Annotated in this window: 19 protein-coding genes; 15 read left to right on the top strand and 4 right to left on the bottom strand. The window is 34.2% G+C overall.

Features of this window, described 5'->3' with window-relative positions; genetic code table 11:
* Positions 1 to 8 precede the first annotated feature (8 nt).
* The 15 genes from IGJ52_RS09710 (at position 9) to IGJ52_RS09640 (ending at position 18,208) form a co-directional block, all read left to right on the top strand.
* Positions 9 to 827, top strand: a complete 819-nt coding sequence (locus IGJ52_RS09710) for a MetQ/NlpA family ABC transporter substrate-binding protein (RefSeq protein WP_002359679.1) — start codon at positions 9 to 11, stop codon at positions 825 to 827.
* 347 nt (positions 828 to 1,174) lie between these two features.
* Complete coding sequence (locus IGJ52_RS09705) at positions 1,175 to 1,990, top strand: isoprenyl transferase (RefSeq protein ID WP_002362225.1); 816 nt, start codon at positions 1,175 to 1,177, stop codon at positions 1,988 to 1,990.
* A complete protein-coding gene (locus IGJ52_RS09700) occupies positions 1,987 to 2,787 on the top strand; it encodes a phosphatidate cytidylyltransferase (RefSeq protein ID WP_002359680.1) in 801 nt (266 codons plus the stop codon). Before IGJ52_RS09705 ends, IGJ52_RS09700 begins: the two co-directional genes overlap by 4 nt.
* A 473-nt stretch (positions 2,788 to 3,260) precedes the next feature.
* Positions 3,261 to 4,430 (top strand): CDP-glycerol glycerophosphotransferase family protein, encoded by a 1,170-nt coding sequence (locus IGJ52_RS09695; protein ID WP_002419505.1) that lies wholly within the window; start codon positions 3,261 to 3,263, stop codon positions 4,428 to 4,430.
* 18 nt (positions 4,431 to 4,448) lie between these two features.
* Positions 4,449 to 5,915 (top strand): glycosyltransferase family A protein, encoded by a 1,467-nt coding sequence (locus IGJ52_RS09690; protein WP_002419506.1) that lies wholly within the window; start codon positions 4,449 to 4,451, stop codon positions 5,913 to 5,915.
* Positions 5,916 to 5,983: 68 nt separating this feature from the next.
* On the top strand, positions 5,984 to 8,494 hold the full coding sequence (locus IGJ52_RS09685) for a glycosyltransferase family 2 protein (protein ID WP_002382694.1): 2,511 nt from the start codon (positions 5,984 to 5,986) through the stop codon (positions 8,492 to 8,494).
* A 23-nt stretch (positions 8,495 to 8,517) separates the two neighbouring features.
* Complete coding sequence (gene cpsF / locus IGJ52_RS09680; protein WP_113792636.1) at positions 8,518 to 9,369, top strand: casular polysaccharide biosynthesis protein CpsF; 852 nt, start codon at positions 8,518 to 8,520, stop codon at positions 9,367 to 9,369.
* A 26-nt stretch (positions 9,370 to 9,395) separates the two neighbouring features.
* Positions 9,396 to 11,849: a UDP-N-acetylmuramate dehydrogenase gene (gene murB, locus IGJ52_RS09675; protein WP_010827634.1), complete on the top strand. Its 2,454-nt coding sequence runs from the start codon at positions 9,396 to 9,398 to the stop codon at positions 11,847 to 11,849.
* 17 nt (positions 11,850 to 11,866) lie between these two features.
* Entirely contained in the window at positions 11,867 to 12,265 is a 399-nt protein-coding gene (gene cpsH / locus IGJ52_RS09670) for a lipoprotein CpsH (protein ID WP_002382696.1), read from the top strand.
* 58 nt (positions 12,266 to 12,323) lie between these two features.
* Complete coding sequence (gene glf / locus IGJ52_RS09665; RefSeq protein WP_002382697.1) at positions 12,324 to 13,463, top strand: UDP-galactopyranose mutase; 1,140 nt, start codon at positions 12,324 to 12,326, stop codon at positions 13,461 to 13,463.
* Complete coding sequence (locus IGJ52_RS09660; RefSeq protein WP_002419508.1) at positions 13,447 to 14,832, top strand: ATP-binding cassette domain-containing protein; 1,386 nt, start codon at positions 13,447 to 13,449, stop codon at positions 14,830 to 14,832. Before glf ends, IGJ52_RS09660 begins: the two co-directional genes overlap by 17 nt.
* On the top strand, positions 14,832 to 15,644 hold the full coding sequence (locus tag IGJ52_RS09655) for an ABC transporter permease (protein ID WP_002362627.1): 813 nt from the start codon (positions 14,832 to 14,834) through the stop codon (positions 15,642 to 15,644). Before IGJ52_RS09660 ends, IGJ52_RS09655 begins: the two co-directional genes overlap by 1 nt.
* A gap of 662 nt (positions 15,645 to 16,306) precedes the next feature.
* Positions 16,307 to 16,957: a diphthine--ammonia ligase gene (locus IGJ52_RS09650; protein ID WP_002419509.1), complete on the top strand. Its 651-nt coding sequence runs from the start codon at positions 16,307 to 16,309 to the stop codon at positions 16,955 to 16,957.
* An 87-nt stretch (positions 16,958 to 17,044) separates the two neighbouring features.
* Positions 17,045 to 17,272 carry a hypothetical protein gene (locus tag IGJ52_RS09645; RefSeq protein WP_002362220.1) on the top strand — a complete coding sequence of 76 codons (228 nt, stop codon included), beginning with the start codon at positions 17,045 to 17,047 and terminating at the stop codon, positions 17,270 to 17,272.
* Between the two features lie 204 nt (positions 17,273 to 17,476).
* Complete coding sequence (locus IGJ52_RS09640) at positions 17,477 to 18,208, top strand: HAD family hydrolase (protein ID WP_002419511.1); 732 nt, start codon at positions 17,477 to 17,479, stop codon at positions 18,206 to 18,208.
* Between the two features lie 23 nt (positions 18,209 to 18,231).
* On the opposite strand, the gene IGJ52_RS09635 is transcribed toward IGJ52_RS09640, so the two are convergent.
* The 4 genes from IGJ52_RS09635 to IGJ52_RS09620 form a co-directional block, all read right to left on the bottom strand.
* The gene (locus IGJ52_RS09635) at positions 18,232 to 19,344 is read right to left on the bottom strand and encodes an SHOCT domain-containing protein (RefSeq protein WP_002415882.1); all 1,113 of its coding nucleotides are present in this window, start codon (positions 19,342 to 19,344) and stop codon (positions 18,232 to 18,234) included.
* Between the two features lie 101 nt (positions 19,345 to 19,445).
* Positions 19,446 to 19,997 (bottom strand): DUF5067 domain-containing protein, encoded by a 552-nt coding sequence (locus IGJ52_RS09630; protein WP_010783600.1) that lies wholly within the window; start codon positions 19,995 to 19,997, stop codon positions 19,446 to 19,448.
* Positions 19,998 to 20,219: 222 nt separating this feature from the next.
* Positions 20,220 to 21,029, bottom strand: a complete 810-nt coding sequence (locus tag IGJ52_RS09625; RefSeq protein WP_438792057.1) for a TPM domain-containing protein — start codon at positions 21,027 to 21,029, stop codon at positions 20,220 to 20,222.
* Positions 21,026 to 22,171 carry a hypothetical protein gene (locus IGJ52_RS09620; RefSeq protein ID WP_002382709.1) on the bottom strand — a complete coding sequence of 382 codons (1,146 nt, stop codon included), beginning with the start codon at positions 22,169 to 22,171 and terminating at the stop codon, positions 21,026 to 21,028. Before IGJ52_RS09620 ends, IGJ52_RS09625 begins: the two co-directional genes overlap by 4 nt.
* Positions 22,172 to 22,242: the final 71 nt, after the last annotated feature.

The raw sequence follows: 22,242 nt of genomic DNA, 5'->3' as shown, positions 1-22,242 counted from the left end.
GGAATAAGATGAAAAAACGTACATTATGGTCAGTAATTACTGTTGCAGTAGCTGTCTTAGTTTTAGGGGCTTGCGGCAATAAAAAGAGTGATGACTCGGTCTTGAAAGTTGGAGCTTCACCAGTTCCACATGCAGAGATTTTAGAACATGTAAAACCTTTATTAGAAAAAGAAGGCGTAAAACTAGAAGTGACGACTTATACAGATTACGTGCTACCTAACAAGGCGTTGGAAAGTGGCGATATCGATGCCAACTATTTCCAACATGTGCCGTTCTTTAATGAAGCGGTTAAAGAAAATGATTATGACTTTGTGAATGCAGGTGCGATTCATTTAGAACCAGTAGGGCTTTACTCGAAAAAATACAAATCGTTACAAGAAATTCCTGATGGTTCAACGATTTACGTTAGCTCTTCCGTTTCAGATTGGCCACGTGTTTTAACGATTTTAGAAGATGCTGGTTTAATCACGCTGAAAGAAGGGGTAGACCGGACAACTGCTACTTTCGATGATATTGATAAAAACACTAAAAAGTTGAAATTCAATCATGAAAGTGATCCAGCAATCATGACCACTCTTTATGACAATGAAGAAGGGGCTGCGGTTTTAATTAACTCAAACTTTGCCGTGGATCAAGGATTAAATCCGAAAAAAGATGCGATTGCCTTAGAAAAAGAAAGTTCACCTTATGCCAATATTATTGCGGTTCGTAAAGAAGACGAAAACAACGAAAATGTAAAAAAATTAGTCAAAGTGTTACGTAGCAAAGAAGTCCAAGATTGGATTACGAAAAAATGGAACGGTGCCATTGTTCCAGTCAATGAATAAAGAGAAAAAGACAATAGAATAAAAACTTGAGGTCGGGACAGGCGTGTTAAGCTTCAAGAAATAAGAAGAAAGTTCTGAAAGATGCTTTTTGTCTCTCAAGGACGTTCAGCTTATTTCCGAAGAAGCTACTCCTGTCCCGTTGTTTATTTAAAATTTTAGGGCTAGGCAGATATATCAGGTTGATTTACCTACCAAGCCTAAGTTTTTTTCTTTTAAAAAAGGACCATAAATGATAAAGTTACAAGGAATTTCTTAATTATCAGGAAAATTCAGGGACTATGCATAGGCATTTGCATTAGTTATTGTTATAATAATTAAGATAGATTTTTTGGAATGGAGGGAAAAAGATGTTACGTTTTTTTCCGCAAAAAAATAAATATGTAGAAGAAGCAAGCCAGTACGCCTTTGATAAAGAAGGCCAGATTCCACAGCACATTGCCATTATTATGGACGGAAATGGCCGGTGGGCACAGAATCGAAGACTGCCGAGAATTGCTGGACATAAAGAAGGCATGGATACGGTCAAAAAAATAACGAAGCATGCTAGTCATTTAGGCGTTAAAGTTTTAACACTTTATGCATTTTCAACGGAAAATTGGAAGAGACCAACAGATGAAGTCAATTTCTTAATGCAATTGCCTGTTGATTTTTTTGATACATTCGTGCCAGAATTAATTAAGGAAAATGTTAAAGTCAATGTAATGGGCTACCAAGAGTTTCTACCAAGCCATACGCAAGATGCTGTTAAGCGGGCCATTGAGCAAACCAAAGACAATACGGGCATGGTTTTGAACTTTGCTTTAAATTATGGGGCGCGTGCGGAGCTACTAACTGCCATGAAACAGATTGCTGCAGAGGTTTCAGAAAAAGCATATACGGCAGATGAGATTACAGAAGAAACGATCGCAGATCACTTAATGACTGGCTTTTTACCCACGGAACTTCGCGATCCAGAATTGTTGATTCGAACAAGTGGGGAAGAGAGAATTAGTAATTTCTTGCTATGGCAAATTGCTTATAGCGAGTTGTTTTTTACAAAAGCATTATGGCCTGATTTTTCAGGAGACACTTTAGAAACCGCGATTGCTTCTTTCCAAAATCGTAATCGTCGTTTTGGAGGTCTAAAAGAAACTACAGAAACAGAAGGGAGCGATCCGCAGTGAGACAACGTGTCATCACAGCTATCGTCGCATTAATCATCTTTATTCCAATTATCTGGTATGGTGGTTTTGCAATTGAGATTGCCGCTGTTGCTTTGGCAGTAGTCGGCGTGTACGAGTTATTCCGTATGAAAGGATTAACGTTATTAAGTTTTGAAGGTGTTTTATCAGCATTAGGGGCCGTTTTTTTAGTTATTCCAACAATTAAGTGGTTAAACTTTTTGCCGGAAATGCAAACAAATTTCATTTTATTTTATGTCACTGTGATGTTGTTGTTAGGTGCTTCGGTGATTTCTAAAAATACATATACGATTGAAGAAGCTGGCTTTCCAGTTATTGTCAGTTTATATGTAGGGATGGGGTTCCAGAACTTTATTAGTGCCCGTTCCGCAGGTTTTGAAGTCTTGTTATTTGCTTTATTCATTGTCTGGGCAACGGATATTGGTGCATATCTATTTGGACGCCGATTTGGTCGTCATAAATTGATGCCAGATGTTTCACCCAACAAGACAATAGAAGGTGCACTTGGTGGTATTTTATCAGCCGTGGTTGTAGCAGCGTTGTTTTTAGTTTTCACAGCTAATAAAGGGCTATTTCCTTATCCGATGCCGGTGATGCTCGTATTGACGGTTCTATTTTCTATAGTAGGGCAATTCGGTGATTTGGTTGAATCTTCTATCAAACGTCATTATGGCGTGAAAGACTCTGGTAACATCTTGCCAGGACATGGCGGTATTTTAGATCGTTTTGATAGTTTATTATTTGTATTCCCAATTATGCACTTATGTGGATTATTTTAAATTGATTAACAAAATTTAAAAAAGTATCGTCAAATAAGCAAAAATCCAGAAGAGAGACTCTTCTGGATTTTTGCTGTTTATTGGGTTAGTTTAGGTAACTTGTGAGTTATTTAATTTCTAAGAGTAATTGTATAAAGATGGCTAAAGTTTCTAAAAAATTAAATAGGTGATCGGATGTTAAATATCTGAAAATTCAGAGGGAAATTCGATTGTAAAAAATTAAATTATAACAATCGAATAACACTGGAATGTTTATTTCAATAAAGCCATTGACGTTTAGCATAGATAAATTTATACTTAAAAGAAGAAAAGCAAAATAATGTATTTTATAAGCTTGTTCAATCGTGGTGAGAGTTATTCATAAATTTAAACAAGTAAGGAGAAGATAATTTAGAGATTTGTGAACGCGTTCTTCATACAAGGTTATAGATTAGGATTATATTTTTGATAATCTAATGTAAAGGATTAATTCAATGAAAAAATTTTTAGAGAAGAGTATACATCAAGCCATAAAAGCTTGTTTTTTCATTTTGGGTAAACTACCTAAAAAGAAGTTATTTATTTTTGAAAGTTTTCATGGAAGACAATATAGTGATAATCCACGTGCAATTTTTGAGTACATAAGAGATAACTGTCCTGAATATCAATGTATTTGGGCAGTCAAAAAAGGATATGAGATGCCTTTTGTAGAAGAGAATGTTCCTTTCATTAAACGATTAAGTTGGAGATGGCTATGGATGATGCCAAGAGCTCAGTATTGGGTTTTTAACACACGGATGCCAGCTTGGATGTATAAGAATCAAACAACAATCTATATACAGACGTGGCATGGAACCCCTCTAAAGAAACTGGGCTTAGATATTGAAACAGTCAAAATGCCAGAGCATGAAACAGAGAGCTATAAACTAGAAGTTATTCAAGAAGCAAAGCGTTGGGATTATCTCATCTCACCTAATGCATACAGTACTAGAGTGTTTCGACAGGCCTTTCATTATGAAGGGAAAATATTAGAAGTAGGATATCCGAGAAATGATTTGTTAGTTTGTGAAAATAAGGACAAAATAGCTTTTTCTGTTTGCAATCAGTTAGGCCTTTCAGCCAATCAAAAAATTATTCTTTATGCCCCCACGTGGCGTGATGATGAGTCTATCCGAAAAGGAGCCTATCGTTTCACCAATCATTTGCCAGTTGAACAACTTTTAGAAATTGATCCTTCTATTGTTGTACTTACACGACTACATTATTTAATTGCAGAAAGTTTTGATATAAGTGCATTTGGTTCACGTGTAATCGATGTTTCTTCTTATCCAGATATCAATCAACTTTATTTAATCGCTGACTTATTAATTACAGATTATTCATCGGTTATGTTTGATTTTGCATTAACAAAAAAACCGATGCTATTTTTTATGTATGATAAGGAAAAGTATCAAAATAGTACAAGGGGATTCTATTTTGATCCAACAGCAATTTTGCCTGGAAAAATTGTGACAGACACAGATAGCCTAGTAACGTCTGTAAAAAACGTATTGTTTTCTAAAACGGAACAGGAACAACGTTTATATATGCAGTTTTTTCGTGAATTTTGCCTTGAAAATCAGGATGCCACTAGACAGCTGATTTCAGAAATTTTAAAGAGATAAAAAGCCGGAGGGTGTAGGTTGGAAAATCAAAAAGAAGTCCAAAAAGAATATGAAGAGTATCAATATATGTTAGATAATGAAACGTGGAAAAAGAAGTTAAGTCAATTTAAGCTGTTTTCTTCAGAAAAAATATCAAAAAATCCTAAGGTCTCAATCATTATTGCTAATTATAATAATGCACCATATCTTAAAAAGATGATGGATTCTCTTGTTCAACAAACCATTGGAATTGAGCAATTGCAAGTGATGTTTATTGATGATTGCTCCACAGACCATTCGTTAAAAGTAATAGAACCATATCTTGAAAGATATCCAAATATTGAAATTTATCAGCTACTTGAAAACACTGGAGGCGCTCACGGCCCAAGAAACGTAGGGATTGTAAATGCACGTGGTGAGTATAGTGTCTTCTTAGATGCAGATGATTGGTATGATTTAAATGCATTGAAATATTTATCAGACCTACTAGATGACTCTCACGATGATTTTGCTGTTTCTGGTCTAATACAGAGTACAGATGGCCACTTAATGTTAAAAAGTAAGCCATATTATATGGATGGTTCATTTAAAAATCGGTCTATCCAAGAATTGCCAGCTGAATTTTATGGGTGGTTAGGACCACAAGCTATCATGTTAAGAACTTCGCTGATACACAATAATAATTTACATTTTGTTAATCAACGGGTGGCTGATGATGTGCTGTTCTTTTATGAAGCTATGCGATTTTCAAAAACCATTACACAAGGGGAAAGGTTAACGACTTATTTAAATCGAGATGCAGATAATGAAAGTTTAAGTAAATCAATTAATCGGACATTTATGCTTTCCTGGTTGCGTGCGTTAAGCTATATCAATCAACAATTTCCAGATGATTTATCTAAAGAGCGGATGTTAGCACGCCGTTTAGAATGGCTAATTTATGACTTTTGTATTCGGAGGGATACTGGGTATCCATTCAGTAAAAAGCGATTACAGGACTTTAAAGTACAGATGGATCAGTATTTAGGTGAATTGAGTTTTGATCCTAGTCCGTATTTTAGAAGTGATGTGCGCCAAATCATTTGGACATTTTTACAAACTAACGATATTGATGGTTTGTATTGGTTTATTCAATGTCAGTCCATTCGTTGGGTGTTAGTCAATCGCTTTGGTTATGTTTCAAAAACAGAGAAAAGTTATTATTATCCAAGATTATTGAAACGATTCCCAGCAGTTCGCATGAATGCTTATGCAGAAGCAACGCAACGTGAAGGCAATACGCTTTCTTTAAATGTGTATACACACCAAAAAATTACAGGATTTGAAATAAAAGAGCTGAAAAATCCTTTTGAAACAAGACAAAGACTGGCGTTTAAAAAAATTAGTGAAACTAGTTATCAGGTAGAGTTGCCAGAAAAATTTTCAAATAAAGAAAGTAGATTTACGATAGTTTTTGATAATTATTTAGAAATTGGGGTTAAAGATTTTAGTAAGTTTTTTGCTTAATTTTATTCGTTCAAATCAGGATATTTTGAGTATACAACTATAAATGATAAGTGAGGGAAATTTGTTTTATGGAAAATGTGAAAGTGTCAGTTATTGTACCCGTCTATAACGTAGAAACCTATTTAGAAGAAGCATTAATGAGTTTGAAAAACCAAACATTGAAAGAAATTGAATTCTTAATTATTAATGATGGCTCTACTGATAATAGTCAAAAAATTATTGAAGAAATTGCACAAGATGATCCACGTTTTCGCGTTTTCAATGTTAAAAATGGGGGAATTGGAAAAGCCTTTAACTTGGGTGTTTCAGAAGCAAAAGGTGAGTATATTGCTGAATTTGAAAGTGACGATTATGTAGCGTTGCATGCCTATGAGCGTTTATACAATACGGCTAAAAGTCATCATGCAGATGTTGTCCGTTGTAACTGGGTTGAATTTTCTTCGGAAGAAGAGGTTGAGCGAGATATATTATGGCAACATCCCGATAAATACAATCAATTGATTGACTTAAAAACAACGGATTTAATTGTACAAGTTTATCCATGGAATGCCATTTATAAAAAAAGTATGATTGAGAAAGAAAACGTAACTTGGGATGAGGAAATTAAAAGTTATGGGGACACTGGTCTATTTTGGAAAATCAATTCAGCATCTCAGAATGTTATTTTTATTAAAGATTGTTTGTATTTTTATAGACAAGACAACCCAAATTCGACAGTAAATAATGTGGCAACAAAGGTTCCTTTCTTGTTTCAACAATTTAAACTAATTCGTTCAAACTTAATTGAACAAAATAAATTTGAACGCTACAAAGGTTATTTTTATAAACAAATGTTCGAAAAATACTTTTGGGCGATTGAAAAACTAACACATTTACGTGACGAGTCGGTTTATGAAGTGATTCAAAAGGTGGCTGTAGATTTTAAACAAGCTATAGAAATAGACCAGCTGAATGATATCGATTTTGAATACATCAAACAATTTTATCAAATTGCGAATGATCCAGTAGCTTATTATGAGGACTACTTGAAAAATCTGTATAAAGTTAGTGTAGTCATGCCGATTCACAATGCGTCCAAATATTTAAGACAAACATTAGAAAATGTTTGTGAGCAGTCTTTACGTGAGATTGAAATCATTTTAGTAGAGAATGGCTCTACGGATAATACAATGGATATTATTAACGAATTTGCAGTAAAAGATCCGAGAATTATGGGGATTTCTATTGGTAAAAGTAATCCTGGACACGCAAGAAATGTGGGCATTTCGATGGCACGAGGCCGGTATTTACAATTTTTAGATGCAGATGATCATTTTGAAGTGAATTTATTACAAGACGCTTATTATCGTGCATATGATAGTGCAACAGATATTCTTTTATTTGGTATGAAAGAAAAATTGCCAAATGGAGAAGTGCACGTGGTTCACAATCCATTACTAACTAATGGCGGACGTATGTCTGGTGAAGAAATTTCATTGGATGAAGTAACTCCTTATTTATATGACAAATTATTTTTATTAGAATACATCAAAGAAAATAACTTGGTAAACTTAGAACAATTTGTTGGCGAAGACGCTTATTTCACTTATACCGCATTATTAGGTACTGAAAAAATTGTTGCACTAAACAAATATTTGCTGACTCGAATTGTTAGACAAGATGGCTTGATGTCTACGTATGGAATGAATTATCGTGATGAGTTCAATTTACATGATAAAATGTTGGAGTACTTAAAACAACATGCTCCAAATCGGATTGAAGCATATCGTTTAAAAATTATTAATACATTAAACTGGTTTATTTTTGACATGAATCGTGTTGATCAAGCATTTAAAGAACGTTTCTATCAAGAATTAAAAGAGAAATACATCCAACAATTAGGGCTAGACTTAGTGAAAAAAGAAAAATATTCTAATGATCCAGAACAAGTAGAGCGTATCACACGAATCCAAAATATTTTACAATACAATCTAGAAATATATCAAAATATTTATAAAGATTTTGGGATGAAAAAAACCTTCATTATTCCGAATGTTCATATTCAAGAGCGTGGAGGTAAAGTAATTTTTGGACAAGAGAAAGCCCATGGAAATGGGACGGCAATTGAAATGTTTTCAATTATTATTGCAGATAACGATACAAGTAATGCCAGTGGAGTGATTGATTTCGTTTATATGGGTGACAATACAAAAATAATTCATGATAGTTTATTAGTATCTTTATTAATTAAAAAAGAAGGTACTACTTTAAAATCGATTGTTTTACAAGCCGAGTGGGAAAAAGGCTATACCTTACTACAAGAAAATATGTATTATACTTTCGTAGACAATGTTTTTACAATTTGGGCGGGCTATACTCAAAAATATGCAGCATTTGATTACAATGTTCGAATTTTGACTTCTCGAGAAGGGGAAACACATTTTAGTGTCGTTCGACAAAACCAAGGCTATATCCAAGATACAATGACAAGTATCGGTAACGAATTAACACCTATCAATAAAATTGAAGGAAATGAACCTACAACAATTAAAAAAGCTGTATCAAAAAGTCTTAAAAAAGCAAAAGGGTTGTTGAAATAGAAAGATTTTAAAGGAGATTAAAAATGAACGATTTATGGAATTTTTTAGATAATCATCCTGAAGAGAAAGAATTGATAAAGGTAAAAGCATTACAAGGTTATACAGTTGATGGAATTTTAAATGATCAACTTAATTTTGTTGCTCTAGATACTCTGTCTATTGGTCTGGAAAAATTTGGAAATATTCATTATAGTATCCAAATCCCAGAATTTAATGAATTACTAAGTAAGAAGATGGTAGTACTTTTTGTTCCTGCGGATGGAGTGGGACACTCTGGCGCCAAAGAAAGATATTTTGGATTGAGACAATGGAATACCCTGTCTCAATCTGTTCGAAAAAATACCATCATTCTTAGAATAGCTGATGTTGGCTTTGTGTCAGGATCCTATTACACATTATTTGAGCAAGAAATTTTGGATTTAATTGAAGCAAAGAAAACAGAATTTGGACTGAAGCATCAAGATATAATCTTCTATGGAAACTCTAGAGGCGGAACGGGAGCGTTATTATTAGGTATTACAGGTAATTACAAAACAGTTAGTGTAGATCCTGTAATTGATCGAGAGCCTTGGGTAAACAGCGCGGATGGTAGAATAGATCGTCAGTTAATGTTTGATTTCATAGAAATGGATTTTTCAAACCGAATAAAAAACAAGATGGAACAGTCAAACTATGAATTAGAAAATATCACGGTGATTGCTTCTGAAGCAAATAAAAAAATGTATGAGAAAATTTACCCCTTATCTAATGGTTTTACCTTAAAAAAATTAGAATTAATGATTGATTCTGAAAATACAATTGGTATACACGGCCTTACGATAATGGAAAGTATTCATTTACAGTTAGCATTAATAAATAATTATTTATTTGATTAAGTAACAGAGAAAGTAGGAGCGGAAGAATGAAAAAAGCAGCAATTATGGGCTGGTGGTATAACCAAAATTATGGATCAATCTTAACATACTATGCTCTAAACAAATATGTACAGAATAAAGGGTACGAGACGGTTATGATTGATGGACCACTAGGTTATAAAAACAGAAGTAACTTTCGAGCATGGATGCCTTTAGCGTATAATTTTTTTAAGAAAAATAATATGCCCTATACTGAACAATTAACAAAAGAAACGTTACCGACATTGAATGATTTAGAAAATCTAGATACCTTTATTTTAGGCTCTGATCAAATGTGGAATCCGTGGAATGGTTGGGTAGACGACGATGATTTCTTAGATTTTGTTTATCCTCGTAATAAAACAATTGCTTATTCTGTTTCATTAGGAAAAGCAGATACAAGTAAATATGATCCCAAATGGGTTGCAAACCGCAAAAAAGATATTACACAGTTTAATCATGTTTCTATGAGAGAAGATTTTTCTGTACAAATTATGAAAGATATTTTTCAAGAAGAAGTTATTCAGGCTTTGGATCCAACCTATCTTGTTGAAAGAAGTGAATATGATTCTTTAGCTGATCAAGCTACGTTTAAACGACAAGAATCAGGAGATTATATGGCTGTCTTTTTCTTGGATATTAACAAGGAAAAAGTTCGTGTAGCACTAGCGATCGCAGAAAAATTGGGACTGAAATTAGTGGTCTTGCCTAATCCCTTAAAAGGACGTGAACTAGCGAAAAAAACGTTTCCTAATACAGTAGAATATGTTTCTGAAGATACACCAGAAAATTTCTTAGCTGTTTATCGAGAAGCAAAATATATTATTACTGATTCGTTTCATGGCACTGTTTTTGCGACTATTTTCCAAAAACCGTTTTCAATTTTTTATAATGAACAACGTGGAATTGACCGCTTTAATAGCTTGATGAACCTGTTTGAGCTTGGCGAAACTAGACGTGTCTATGAGCAAAACACAAAACAAGAAATTGAAGAAAATAAAAATATTAGTTTAGCACTTGACTATCAAAAGACCGCTGGAAAGATTGCTAGAGAAAAAGAGATTTCAGATAAGTGGTTAACTGATGCGTTGACAAGTAAATTTAGCCCAGATGAAGACGAAGTATATGATGAATTTAGACGATATATTATCAATAAACCTTTGGATTTTTATCGAGCTAAAACAACTGTTCCGATTTCCGCAGCAATTATTTTATCGCCAAATGGTACGATAAAAAATTCCAACCCTAATGAAAGCTTTTGGAAGCTAACAGATAAAGAATTAATTTTTATGAATAATCATCGTGAAGTCACCACAAGATTTAATCGTGAAAAATTTAAGGGAAAAGAAACGTTCAGTCCTTTTAGAATCGTCGGCAAATATGTGAAAGATGAAAAAATCGAACATGTTATGTATTTGCATCCGATACAAAAACCTAAGCCTAAACCGAAACAAGGCACAGAAAAAAAAGCATTAGCAATTCCAGAGAATCTTTTAACAAGAAAACAATTAATTATGAAAATTGTACAAAATAAGAGAATTCGTTCGTGGAAACAAGATCTTTTAGAAGAATTACCAGATTTGGAATTATTTGTAGGTCGTGAATTAAAAGAATATGCTTCGAATTTTGTTGGTGGTCCAGCAGACCTTTTAATTTTTCCAAAAACGATAGAAGAAGTTGCTTTAATTGTAAAATATGCTAAAAATAATCAAATTCCTTTAACTGTTATCGGTAAAGGTTCAAATATTTTAGTCCGTGATGGTGGTATCCGCGGGATTACTTTAAATATGACTGCCTTGAATTATCGTAAAATTACGGGGAATGTTTTAACAGTTTCGGCAGGTGCAAGTTTAATTGAAACATCTTATTATCTACTAGAACACTTGAAATGCGGTTTAGAATGGGCAGATAATATTCCAGGAACCATTGGTGGCGCAGTTTATATGAATGCTGGGACAGTTAAGGATATTAATAGTATGTTTCTTGAAGCTACGATCGTAGATGAAAATGGAGAAATTAAAGTTTTAAATAAAGAAGATGTTCAATTTAGTCATCGCTATAGTTCATTTATGGATCATCCTGAGTGGATTATTCTAGAAACTAAATTACAGATTTCAGAAGGTAATTTAGAAAACATGGTAAATGACATGGTAGGAACTGTCGAAATTAGAGAAAGGATGCACCCACTAACACATCCAAATCATGGGTCAACTTTTACTTGGGGACGGGCGCCTCGATTAATTCAACAAGCTGGCTTAGTTGGTACTAGAATTGGCGGAGTAAAAGTATCTGAAAAACATCCAGGTTTCTTTATCAATGTTGAACAAGCCTCTGCTCAAGACTATGAAGCATTAATTTATTTAATTATTGCAAAAGTTTATGAATTTTCTGGATTTTTATTAAAACCAGAAGTGAGAATTTTAGGTGCAAATATGTGGGAAGCAAGTTTAACTTTTAAATAAACGGAGGAGTGTGTGACATGAAAAAAATAATCACGATAATTGTGTCTTTAGCAATTGGTATCGGTTGTGGTTTTTGGTCAGGATATTACATCAGTAAAAAATATTCAGAAAACCAAGAGACAACTATTTCTAAAAGTACTAACTCAGAACAACCTTTGATTGCAAATGGAGAGTATCAAGTAACAGCTAATTGGGATTGGAAAACATTAGTTGTTAAAGATAATGTGTGGACACTGGATGGCAAACGTATTTATGATGTTTCCACTACAAATGATAATATTGTGATTTTAAAGGGAAAAAATTTGAAATCACTTGTAGTTTATAAAATAGAAAAAGATAACGAAAAAATCAACTTATATTCTTACACAAAAGAAGGCGTTGGTAAAAAGGTACTGGCTACTTTAGTGAAAAAATAAATAATGCATTTAGTGTTTGAAATAAATTGAAAGTAACTTTGTTAGGAGAAGTTAGTTAATGAAATACAATACGAAAAATTATGACTATTTAATTGTTGGTTCAGGACCTTTTGGGGCAACGTTTGCATGTGAAGCAGCTAAACGAGGAAAAAAAGTATTAGTTATTGAGAAACGTGCTCATATTGGTGGCAATATGTATACACATAAAGAAAATGGCATTAATGTCCATGACTATGGTGCTCATATTTTTCATACTGACAATAAAGAAGTATGGTCTTATGTCAATGAATTGACGGAATTCAATGGCTACATCAATCAAGTAGTTGCTAATTACAAAGGAGAGCTCTACAACCTACCATTCAATATGAACACGTTCTACCAAATGTGGGGGGTAAAAACGCCAGCTGAAGCACAAGCAAAAATTTCAGAGCAACGGGAGGCAGCTGGGATTAAAGGAGCTCCAAAAAATTTAGAAGAACAAGCGATTCGTTTGATAGGAACGGACATCTATGAAAAATTAATTAAAGGCTATACAGAAAAACAGTGGGGACGTAAGGCTACGGAATTACCAAGTTTTATTATTCGTCGTTTGCCAACTCGTTTTACTTTTGATAATAATTACTTTAACCATCGCTATCAAGGCGTACCTGTCGACGGTTATACAGCTATGTTTGATAAATTGTTAGAGAGTGAATTAATTGATATTCAATTGAATAAAGACTTTTTGGCAGAGAAAGAAACTTACTTATCAGAGTTTCCAAAAATTGTTTATACAGGGATGATTGATGCATTCTTTGATTATTCTTATGGCGAACTAGAATATCGTTCAGTACGTTTTGAAAATGAAACAGTAGATTCAAACAATGCACAAGGTAATGCCGTAATTAATTATACAGATGCGGAAACTCCCTATACACGGATAATGGAATGGCGACATTTTGATCAAAAGGCCGATGAAAACAAAACAATTTTGACGAAAGAATACCCACAAGATTGGGATCGTTCAAAAGAAGCGTATTATCCTGTTAATGATGAGAAAAATTCGCTTTTGTTTAGAAAATACAAAGAAAAAGCAAACGCTCAAGAAAAAGTTATTTTTGGTGGACGTTTAGCCAATTACCAATACTATGATATGGACCAAGTTTTCGGAGCAGCTTTGAAGGCAGTCGCTAAAGAATTTGGTGAAATGGCCAACTAGTGAACGGTTAGACTCGGAGGAACAAATGGAAAAAGAACTGAAAGTTAGAACAAAATTACTTACCAAAGAATACAGTTTAGCGCAAACACGTATTGACAAATTGAAGACACTTTTTAGTATTTTTCAAAACAAAGTTCCCACATTTTGGGCGTTAAAAGGTGTTAGCCTCGACGTATATTCTGGAGAAACAATTGGTATTATTGGTTTAAATGGTTCAGGCAAATCCACTTTATCAAATATTATTTCAGGCATCACCCCTCAAACATCAGGAGAACTTGAAATAAATGGTGAAGTGTCAATTATTTCGATTGGTGCAGGACTAAATAATAATTTGACAGGACGAGAAAACATTCGAATGAAATGTTTAATGTTGGGAGAAAAAAATAAAGAAATTGATGCCAAAATCGATGATATTATTGAATTCTCAGAATTGGGTGTTTTTATCGATCAGCCTGTTAAAACTTATTCTAGCGGTATGCGTGCTAAGCTTGGTTTTTCAATTGCGGTTCATCAAAATCCAGATATTTTAGTGATCGATGAAGCGTTATCTGTAGGAGATCAAACCTTCTATAATAAAGGCTTAAAAAAAATGCTTGCATTTAAAGAGCAAGGCAAAACTATCTTTTTTGTCTCTCATTCTATTCAACAAGTAGAGCAAATTTGTGATCGTGTCGCTTGGATGCATTATGGGGACTTACGTGCATTTGGTGAAACTAAGCATATTTTAAAAGAATATCGTGCTTTCTTGCACCGTTATAATCATTTCACTGAACCGCAAAAAGAATCGTATCAGAGAGATGGCAAGGCCAAACAGAGAAATTTTTCTTTGGAACAACTTCAAGAAACAATTCTTGAAAAAGCCAATCAACAAGTAGGCAGTCGCCGGACGACTAAAGAAGTCATAAAATTTACTACTAAAAATAAGATTGGGGATAAAATGACTCTTGGTACGAAGAGCTTGTTAATTTTGCTACTTTGTATGATTTTTTATGTAAGTCTTACCTTTGTAAAGGGTATTTCATTAACAACAGCTTTCATTCATCCAGCGGAAACAATTCAACGTATATTTGTTCCTGAGAAAGTAGCAGGGAAGGATACAAACGCTGTGAAAACTACTAAAACTAAACCAGCTTCAACAAAAGAATCTAGGCAGCAGGAGGAAGTTCAGCCTAGCTCAACGAACGTACCAGAAAATAATAATAGCGAACAAGCTGTGTCAACGTATACTGTGGAAGTTGGAGATTCAGTCAGTTTGATTGCTGAAAATCACGGACTCACTATAGAACAACTTCAAACTTTGAATCCAGAAATCATTGAGGTACCTATTTATCCTGGACAAGTGTTGAAATTGAAAGAGGTGACTGAATAATGCGCGAGGTAAAATTAATTTTAGCGGAACAGTTTTCATACTTAGGCGTTGCACAACGAATTGCTAAATACAGTAATAAAGCATTATACCAAAGCCACATCTTAGGAAATTTATGGCAAATTTTAAGTCCTTTAATTCAGTTAGGTGTCTATTATTTTGCTTTTGGGATTGCCCTTGGTGGTGCTCGAACCGTAAAAGGAGGAGTATCCTATATCGCTTGGTTGATGGTAGGATTAAGTACATGGATTTTTTTAAGTACAGTAACGAAACAAGCTTCTAGTTCTGTTTATATGCAAGTTGGCATGGTCTCTAGAATGAAGTTTCCAATAAGTATTTTGCCAATGGTTAAAATATTTTCTGAGTTACCAAGTTATTTTGCATTCACTACGTTAGCAGCAATTGTGTCAATCTCGACAGGCGAAAAGATTTCTATTTATTGGATTCAGCTACCTTACTATATTGTAGCGATGATTATCTTTTTATATAGTTTTAGTCTAATTAATTCAACGATTGCTGCATTAATTAGGGATTATCAAATTTTCTTGAATTCTATTATCCAAGTATTAATGTATATGTCAGGGGTCTTTTGGGATTTGAGTACAAAGAACTTACCGTCTTGGTTATCAAAAATTCTTATGTTGAATCCTTACGCATATATTATTAATGGATTTCGAGATACATTTTTCTATAAAAGATGGTTTTTTGAAGATAAGCCCCAGCTTGTTGTTTTTTGGCTAACAACATTAGTAATATTTATCGTAGGAGCTCATTTACATGTTAAGTTCAGAAGCAAATTTGTTGATTATATGTAATATATGAAGAAGTAAAACCACCGTATACTGACAAGAATACGGTGGTTTTACTCTTTAATTGACAATAGCCTTCTCTTTAAAGAGAAGGCTATCTAACGAATCAATATTATTATTTTAAAGTTGGATCAGACTATTTCTAGTATTCAAGTATTTTTCATTTAAGCGATGTATTCCCTACCTCTAATACATCCTTGTATCTCTCTAGACACGCCAGTTTTGAATAAAATCATCAAAACAATTGAATGGTTCGTTTAAAAATATTTTTCGTGTTCTAATTATTATAACATAAAACTCGTCAACTGACCACTAGCTGACGAGTTCATAATTTTTCCAGATAAATAGACAGCCGTTTTCCGCCGACTGTCTAAGATTAAGATAGATTTGTAAAGAAGTGAATAAATGCTTCCTACTATCTCTTTATAACATGAGGAAAAGAAAACTGCAAAAGATAGCTGTGTTTTTTGAAAAAAAGATCAGCTGGTTTCCGCCAGCTGATCATCCGTTGAAAAGAGATATAAAGAAGTGAATAAAGCTTGCTTTACCTCTATTTTATACCATGTTTTGATTCAAATAACTATTCAGTATTAGTTATACTTAAATAATAAATATGTATACGGATATATTATTTTGAGGTATAGTCATAGAGAAAAGAGGGAACGTTTATGAAAAAATTTTGTTTAAGTTATAGCTCTGGTAAAGATTGTTTATTGGCGATGGATCGATTGATACAAGCAGGAAATCAGCCAGTAGCGTTAGTGACAACACTAAGTGATGAAATTAATCGTTCTTGGTTTCACGGGATACCAATCTCCGTCTTAGAAGCAGCGGCTGAAGCGTTAGATTTACCACTTGTTATCTCACATAACAATGAAACAAATTACACAGAAAAAGTGGTTGAGGCACTGCAGGAAACCCAAAAATTAGGTGCAGAAACGGTTTGTTTTGGCGATATAGATATTGAACAAAATGGTGCTTGGGATCGCCAAGTTGCATTAAGTGCTGGACTTGAACCACAATTACCTCTTTGGCAGGAAAATCGCGAAGCACTTGTGAAAGAATTCTTGGCAAAAGGGTACACAGCAATTATCAAAACGGTCAGCAAAGAGGCAGGCATTCCAATAAAATTTTTAGGAGAACCGTTAGATGAAACATTTATCACGTACCTTAAAGAACATCAATTAGATATTTGCGGAGAAAACGGGGAGTACCATACGTTGGTAATTGACGGCCCGCTATTTAAAAAGAGGCTCAATTATTATACTTCAGGAATTTATGAAAGTCCTTATGCTTATTCTTTGATTATTGATGCTTAAATGAAAGTAAAAGGACACAAGCTGCCACTTTTTCTAGCGATATGCTATAATTGACTTAAGAAAAGTAGAGAAAGTGAGTGGTTAATTATGGAAGAAACTGTCTTTTTTAATTTAGGAAATGCCCTTGCTTCAAAAAGAGATCAAAAAGAATTAATTAAAGAAGCCCAAATTGCGAAAGATACTCGAAAGATTCCAGGAAAACTGATTATCGTTGAAGATGAAGAAAATGGTACCCATATTTTATTTGAATTAGCTGATCAAACAGAACCGTCTGCTGAAACAAAAGAATTCAAAGTGAAAAAAGTGATTGATTAATAAAAAAGCAACTAATTTTTCTAAATTCGTAGTGCGCCCCCAAAGTTAGATTTTTTGGTCTAACTTTTGGGTCTCACTACAATTCGTTGCTTTTTTATATTTTTTTACACAAATGATACAAAAAGAATATCAAAATCAAATAAATGATTAGTATACTTGAAGAAACAAATAGGAAGCAAAGCAAACGTTTTGAGGTGTTCTTTCATGGAAAATCGAGGAATTTTATTTGATAAAGATGGTACGTGTATTCGTTTTGATACTCTTTGGCAAGCAGGTTTGAAAGCTTGTTTTGAAACACTAAGTATGTTAGCCCCTCATCATTCAGCAGAAATAAAAAAGATATTAGCTATTCAGGAGCAACGTTTTTTGCAAAAACATTTACTTGATGAAGTCCTTTATCAGGAACTTTATCAGGAATTGGCGCAATTTGAGGAATTAGTCGAACAGGGAATCAGCAGTCGATGGCTGGAGCAATTTTTTTATGATTATTTACGAAAAAATCTGAAAAAGATTGAACCAATTGGTGATTTAAAACAGTTATTTCTTGAGCTGAAACGGAAGAACTATAAAATTGGATTAGCAACTTCAGATACTTTGCCAGCGACTATGTTGATTATGGAATATCTTGGTTTAACAGAAATGTTTGATTTTATTGCGACAGGAGATCGTTACTTACCGAAACCAGATGCGGCCATGCTCCAAGCCTTTTGTCAGTCATGTCAATTGAAGCCGACAGAAGTAATTATGGTAGGTGATTCGCTCGTGGATGTTTTCATGGGAACTTGTCATGGTAAAGCGGGAATTGGTGTTTTAACAGGTAACTGCCAGTCAACTGATTTTGAAAAGTTTGAAGTAGCCTATTTTCGTGATATCCATGAAATACCTTATCAAGAATTATGGGAAAATACCAAGAATAAAAAAATCCTGAAAAGATGACGAGTCTTTTCAGGATTTTTTTATTAATCTAATTGAAGCAATTGCCGTTTCTTTTGTTGAAATTCTTCTTCTGTTAGAATTCCTTCATCAACTAACAGTTTTAAATTTCTTAACTCAGCCATTACGTCTTCAATAGCGCTAGGTGAGTTTTTTTGTGAATCAGATAGCTTTGGTTCAATCGGTTGGTTTTCATCACTCTTTATAGGAGTTGGTATTTCTTTTTCTTTTATTCGACGAACAATAGTGTCTAATGATGAAAGGGCTCGTTCGGCGTTGAAACGGGCTCTATCGATCGCTAATTGACGATCAAATTCAGTGGTTTGCTCACTAAGTGTCTTTAAAAAGGAAATAGTGATGGTTGGGCGTTGCAAATCATCTAGATTAATCAAAATATAGACACTACTGACGCGATCATAAGGTACGTTTTCTTCGGTGAAATGGGTATTTTTTTTCTCTAAAATTTTGTAATCAGCGATAATGCTTACTGGCAAAATTTTTGATGAACCAACCAGTCGAAATTTTTTTTCAGGTTCATCGAATTCAATCGAGCCAGCAATAGTTGTTGTAGGATTGAATAGCCGGTTGTCTTCTTGGACATTTCTTAAATCCGTCAATGTCCAAGTTTGGGTATATCCTTGTCCTTGGACACCGAGTTGACCTGCACATTTCTTACAGATTTGGTAATTATCTGAAGTTAAATATTTTCCTTTATTATCCTGACAAAGAGCACATAGATTTCCATAAACTTCAGCATTTTTTTCATTTGCTTTTGCGATTTCAGACTGCTTGTTTATTAACTCTTGTATTTGTTGTAAATCAGCTAAACTTTTTTTATCAACGGACCAAGTGGATACTTTAAGTTTTTTTAAACAGCTTTTTCCTACGCGATAAAAATCACTCGTAAAGTACTTGCCAGTTTCCTCTTCGCAAAGATAACATAAATTTCCCTTTGCTTGCATTGCTTGATCCTTTTTTATAATTTCTTCTTGACGTTTTATAATACTTTCCATTGTTCGATCTTTAATTTCTTTTGGTTTTAACTCTAAATGTTCTGCACAATGTTTACAGATACCGTGATTATCAAAGGTGATGATTTTACCAGGATTTAGATCACACAGTTCGCACATACTTTTCATGGGATGACTCCTTTTGGTTAAGATAAATTAATTTTACCATTCAACTCTATGAAGAACAAACCGAAAAAGCAAGTAGAACTAAGTGCCTACTTGCTTACAGACTATTTAATTGTAATTTCTTCAACAGCGATAGGATCTCCCATGCTGAACATACTGTCTCTGAAAGTAAAAGTTACAGGTTTTGTTTCATCAGCAAATTCATAAGGGTATGCTGCTTGGACAGTTGCGCCAGGATTAACTTTTTTATTTAACATGTCAATTCTATCTTTAATCGGAGAATCATTAACAATTCCATAAGTTAAATCTTCTGTTGTATCGCCGGTATTTTGTGATACGCTAACAAAGCTAGAGTATAACATTTGTACATCTTGTGCTTCCTTAGTGTTATTAGTCAAATCAAATAGTACATAAAAGATTGGTTTACCATCGAAACTTGTACCTTTTTGGAATTCGGTGATTTTTAATACACCATCAGGAACAGTCAATGTTCGATCTTTATAAGTCCCTTTATCTTCTTTAGCTTTTGTTTCAGTTGTTGCGGTAGCAGTACTTGAAGTTTTTTTAGTTTTATTAGTGTTGTTTGTTCCAGAACCACATGCACCTAAAATCAGAGTACTAATTAAAACTAATCCTAACATAGAAAATTTTTTCATTTTCACTTTACCTCCCATAGTTTAGTTAATGATTTGTAGCGCTTACTAAATAGTTGAAAACAATCCCCAATTAAATAACTTTGGACTACAAATCACTTAGTTTAAATGAAAATAAGTATACCGTCCTGTGTAAAAATAACACACCACAGTATACTTATTTTATCATTATTCCATAAAAATAACACCATTATTTTTATGGAATAATGAAAAAAGATAAAAAATCTAAAAACTTCGACCGCCGCCACCGAATGTGCCGCCGCCAGTTGAGTGGGTGGTGCTGCCACCACCGCCCATTCCGCCACTGCCGCCATTGTTTTTAGGAATACGACGAGTAGTGATGAAAGAGTTGGTTAACTGATCTGTGCGGGAGGTTAATTTTAACGTTGTTTTTTCCCTAAAAGGATATTGATAACTTGAAAATTTTAATTGATATTTAGAAATATTGATGCCTAAGAAGACCAAGCTGAGTATCAGCGCAGCAGCAAAAGCAATTACCATTTCCAGCGGGGTAATGACTTTATAACGAGTGATTTTACCTGTTTCGCTGTCCACACGATAGTGACCCCCAGGAACCCCTTTATCAACAAATGCTTGAGTTTCCTGAACAAAGGTTTGAGCAGCCGCAAAATAATTTCCTTGACTCATCCCATCCATTACTTTATCTAAGGTATCATCAATTCGTGCATCCGTCATATAATCAATCATGTTTCCAGAAGTAGAGATGTAGACTTTCCGTAAGTCCATATCAATGAGAAAAAGAATCGCATTTTGATCCTTGCCAACTTTATTTAAGAGATAATGATCTGCATATTCTTGTTCATCGCCATAGGTATTATTATTTGTGGTCACAATAAAGACAGAGGCTTTTGTTTTTTCTTCTAAAGGTTGTATCTCTTGTTTTAGTTGGTTGATTTGATCAGGTGTCAGTAATTGTGCACCATCATCAATTGAATTTTCAGCCGCCGAAACGGGTAGGGCAAGGCCAAAGGCAAGAAGTATTAGGAAAAAAATAGGTAAAAGTCGTTTTTTCATAGGAAATAACCTCCTAATAAAAAGAGTGCTAAGAGTCCAGCAAAAATGCCTAACGTTGCTAGCCCTAAACGAGTGTAACTAATTGGAAGTACACCGCTTACTTTACCTGTTTGTCCATTCATGGCGTAATAATAAACCTTTTTTGATTGTTCCTGACTGCGATAGGTGACTAACCAAATTGGTAAAAGCATATAGTGATTATTTTCTTGGTCTAGAGAAATATCCGTGCGAACATTTGTCAACGTAGTATAACCAGAAGCAGAGTCCCGTAACAATGATTCCGAATAATCTTGTAATTCTTGTTGGACGTGTTTTTTGATTGCTTCATATTCAATATCGCGTTTTTCTGCTTGAAAACCTGCTAGGTATTGGCTTTTGAAAGGCACTGCTTGATCAATTAAAAATGGTTGAACGCCTTCCACCATTTTTTGTTGGACGTTTTTTGACAAGGCATTTTTAACTAATTCTTTAAACGATAATTTTCCTGAACGTCCCACATTGAAACGTTTTGTTTCGGTGTATTCAATATCACCTACGCGCCAAATGCGAATACTTGTGCCAGTAGCTTGGAGTTGTCCATCGACTTCTGCATCAACGACCCAATAGGGGAAGTAAACCCCAGTTAATTTATCAATTTGATTTTTGCTGAAAAAATCTCGGGGAATGAACCATTTTTTCTTGGTCCAAGCGAGAAATTTTTCAATCGCTTCGTCTTTTTCAATTGTAAAGGGTAAGACATTTTCTGGTAAAAATTCGCCACTTAATCGACCAGCCAAGACAACTGGATTATGGCAATAATAACAGTATGTGGCTGCTGTTGTTGCATCGGTGACAATTTGAGCGCCACAGCTTGGACAATTAAAAATTTCCATTGTGCCTGCATCGGCAGTTGTTTCATTCTCAGTGGTCTCTGTTTGTTGCGTGGCGGAGGATTCTTCTTCCGCTGTGAAAGTCAAATTTTCCTCGGCGGTCGTTGTTGAGGGATTCTCTAAATGTGCCTCATGTTGCTGTTGCTCATAACGAGTCACTTCTTCTTCCGTGTAAATATTTAAACAATATTCACAATGAAATTTTTGATCTTTGGGATTAAATAAGAGCGGGCCGCCACAGTTGGGGCATTTATGGGTAAATGTTGTTTCCATTGCAACCGTCCTTTCTAATAGAGTGAGTAAATAACAGGAATCTGATTCAAAGAAAAAGGGTAGACTTGTGC

The organism is Enterococcus sp. DIV1758, from assembly GCF_051711985.1.
Classification (GTDB): domain Bacteria; phylum Bacillota; class Bacilli; order Lactobacillales; family Enterococcaceae; genus Enterococcus; species Enterococcus faecalis.
The sequence above is the reverse complement of the archived record's forward strand: the minus strand, read 5'-3'. Positions and strand labels throughout refer to the sequence as shown.

What these genes read in the sequence shown, in the direction of transcription:
- IGJ52_RS09710 (WP_002359679.1), top strand. Translation starts at nt 9, where the DNA reads ATGAAAAAACGTACATTATGGTCAGTAATTACTGTTGCAGTAGCTGTC.
- IGJ52_RS09705 (WP_002362225.1), top strand. Translation starts at nt 1,175, where the DNA reads ATGTTACGTTTTTTTCCGCAAAAAAATAAATATGTAGAAGAAGCAAGC.
- IGJ52_RS09695 (WP_002419505.1), top strand. Translation starts at nt 3,261, where the DNA reads ATGAAAAAATTTTTAGAGAAGAGTATACATCAAGCCATAAAAGCTTGT.
- IGJ52_RS09685 (WP_002382694.1), top strand. Translation starts at nt 5,984, where the DNA reads ATGGAAAATGTGAAAGTGTCAGTTATTGTACCCGTCTATAACGTAGAA.
- cpsF (WP_113792636.1), top strand. Translation starts at nt 8,518, where the DNA reads ATGAACGATTTATGGAATTTTTTAGATAATCATCCTGAAGAGAAAGAA.
- murB (WP_010827634.1), top strand. Translation starts at nt 9,396, where the DNA reads ATGAAAAAAGCAGCAATTATGGGCTGGTGGTATAACCAAAATTATGGA.
- cpsH (WP_002382696.1), top strand. Translation starts at nt 11,867, where the DNA reads ATGAAAAAAATAATCACGATAATTGTGTCTTTAGCAATTGGTATCGGT.
- glf (WP_002382697.1), top strand. Translation starts at nt 12,324, where the DNA reads ATGAAATACAATACGAAAAATTATGACTATTTAATTGTTGGTTCAGGA.
- IGJ52_RS09655 (WP_002362627.1), top strand. Translation starts at nt 14,832, where the DNA reads ATGCGCGAGGTAAAATTAATTTTAGCGGAACAGTTTTCATACTTAGGC.
- IGJ52_RS09650 (WP_002419509.1), top strand. Translation starts at nt 16,307, where the DNA reads ATGAAAAAATTTTGTTTAAGTTATAGCTCTGGTAAAGATTGTTTATTG.
- IGJ52_RS09645 (WP_002362220.1), top strand. Translation starts at nt 17,045, where the DNA reads ATGGAAGAAACTGTCTTTTTTAATTTAGGAAATGCCCTTGCTTCAAAA.
- IGJ52_RS09640 (WP_002419511.1), top strand. Translation starts at nt 17,477, where the DNA reads ATGGAAAATCGAGGAATTTTATTTGATAAAGATGGTACGTGTATTCGT.
- IGJ52_RS09635 (WP_002415882.1), bottom strand. Translation starts at nt 19,344, where the DNA reads ATGAAAAGTATGTGCGAACTGTGTGATCTAAATCCTGGTAAAATCATC.
- IGJ52_RS09630 (WP_010783600.1), bottom strand. Translation starts at nt 19,997, where the DNA reads ATGAAAAAATTTTCTATGTTAGGATTAGTTTTAATTAGTACTCTGATT.
- IGJ52_RS09625 (WP_438792057.1), bottom strand. Translation starts at nt 21,029, where the DNA reads ATGAAAAAACGACTTTTACCTATTTTTTTCCTAATACTTCTTGCCTTT.
- IGJ52_RS09620 (WP_002382709.1), bottom strand. Translation starts at nt 22,171, where the DNA reads ATGGAAACAACATTTACCCATAAATGCCCCAACTGTGGCGGCCCGCTC.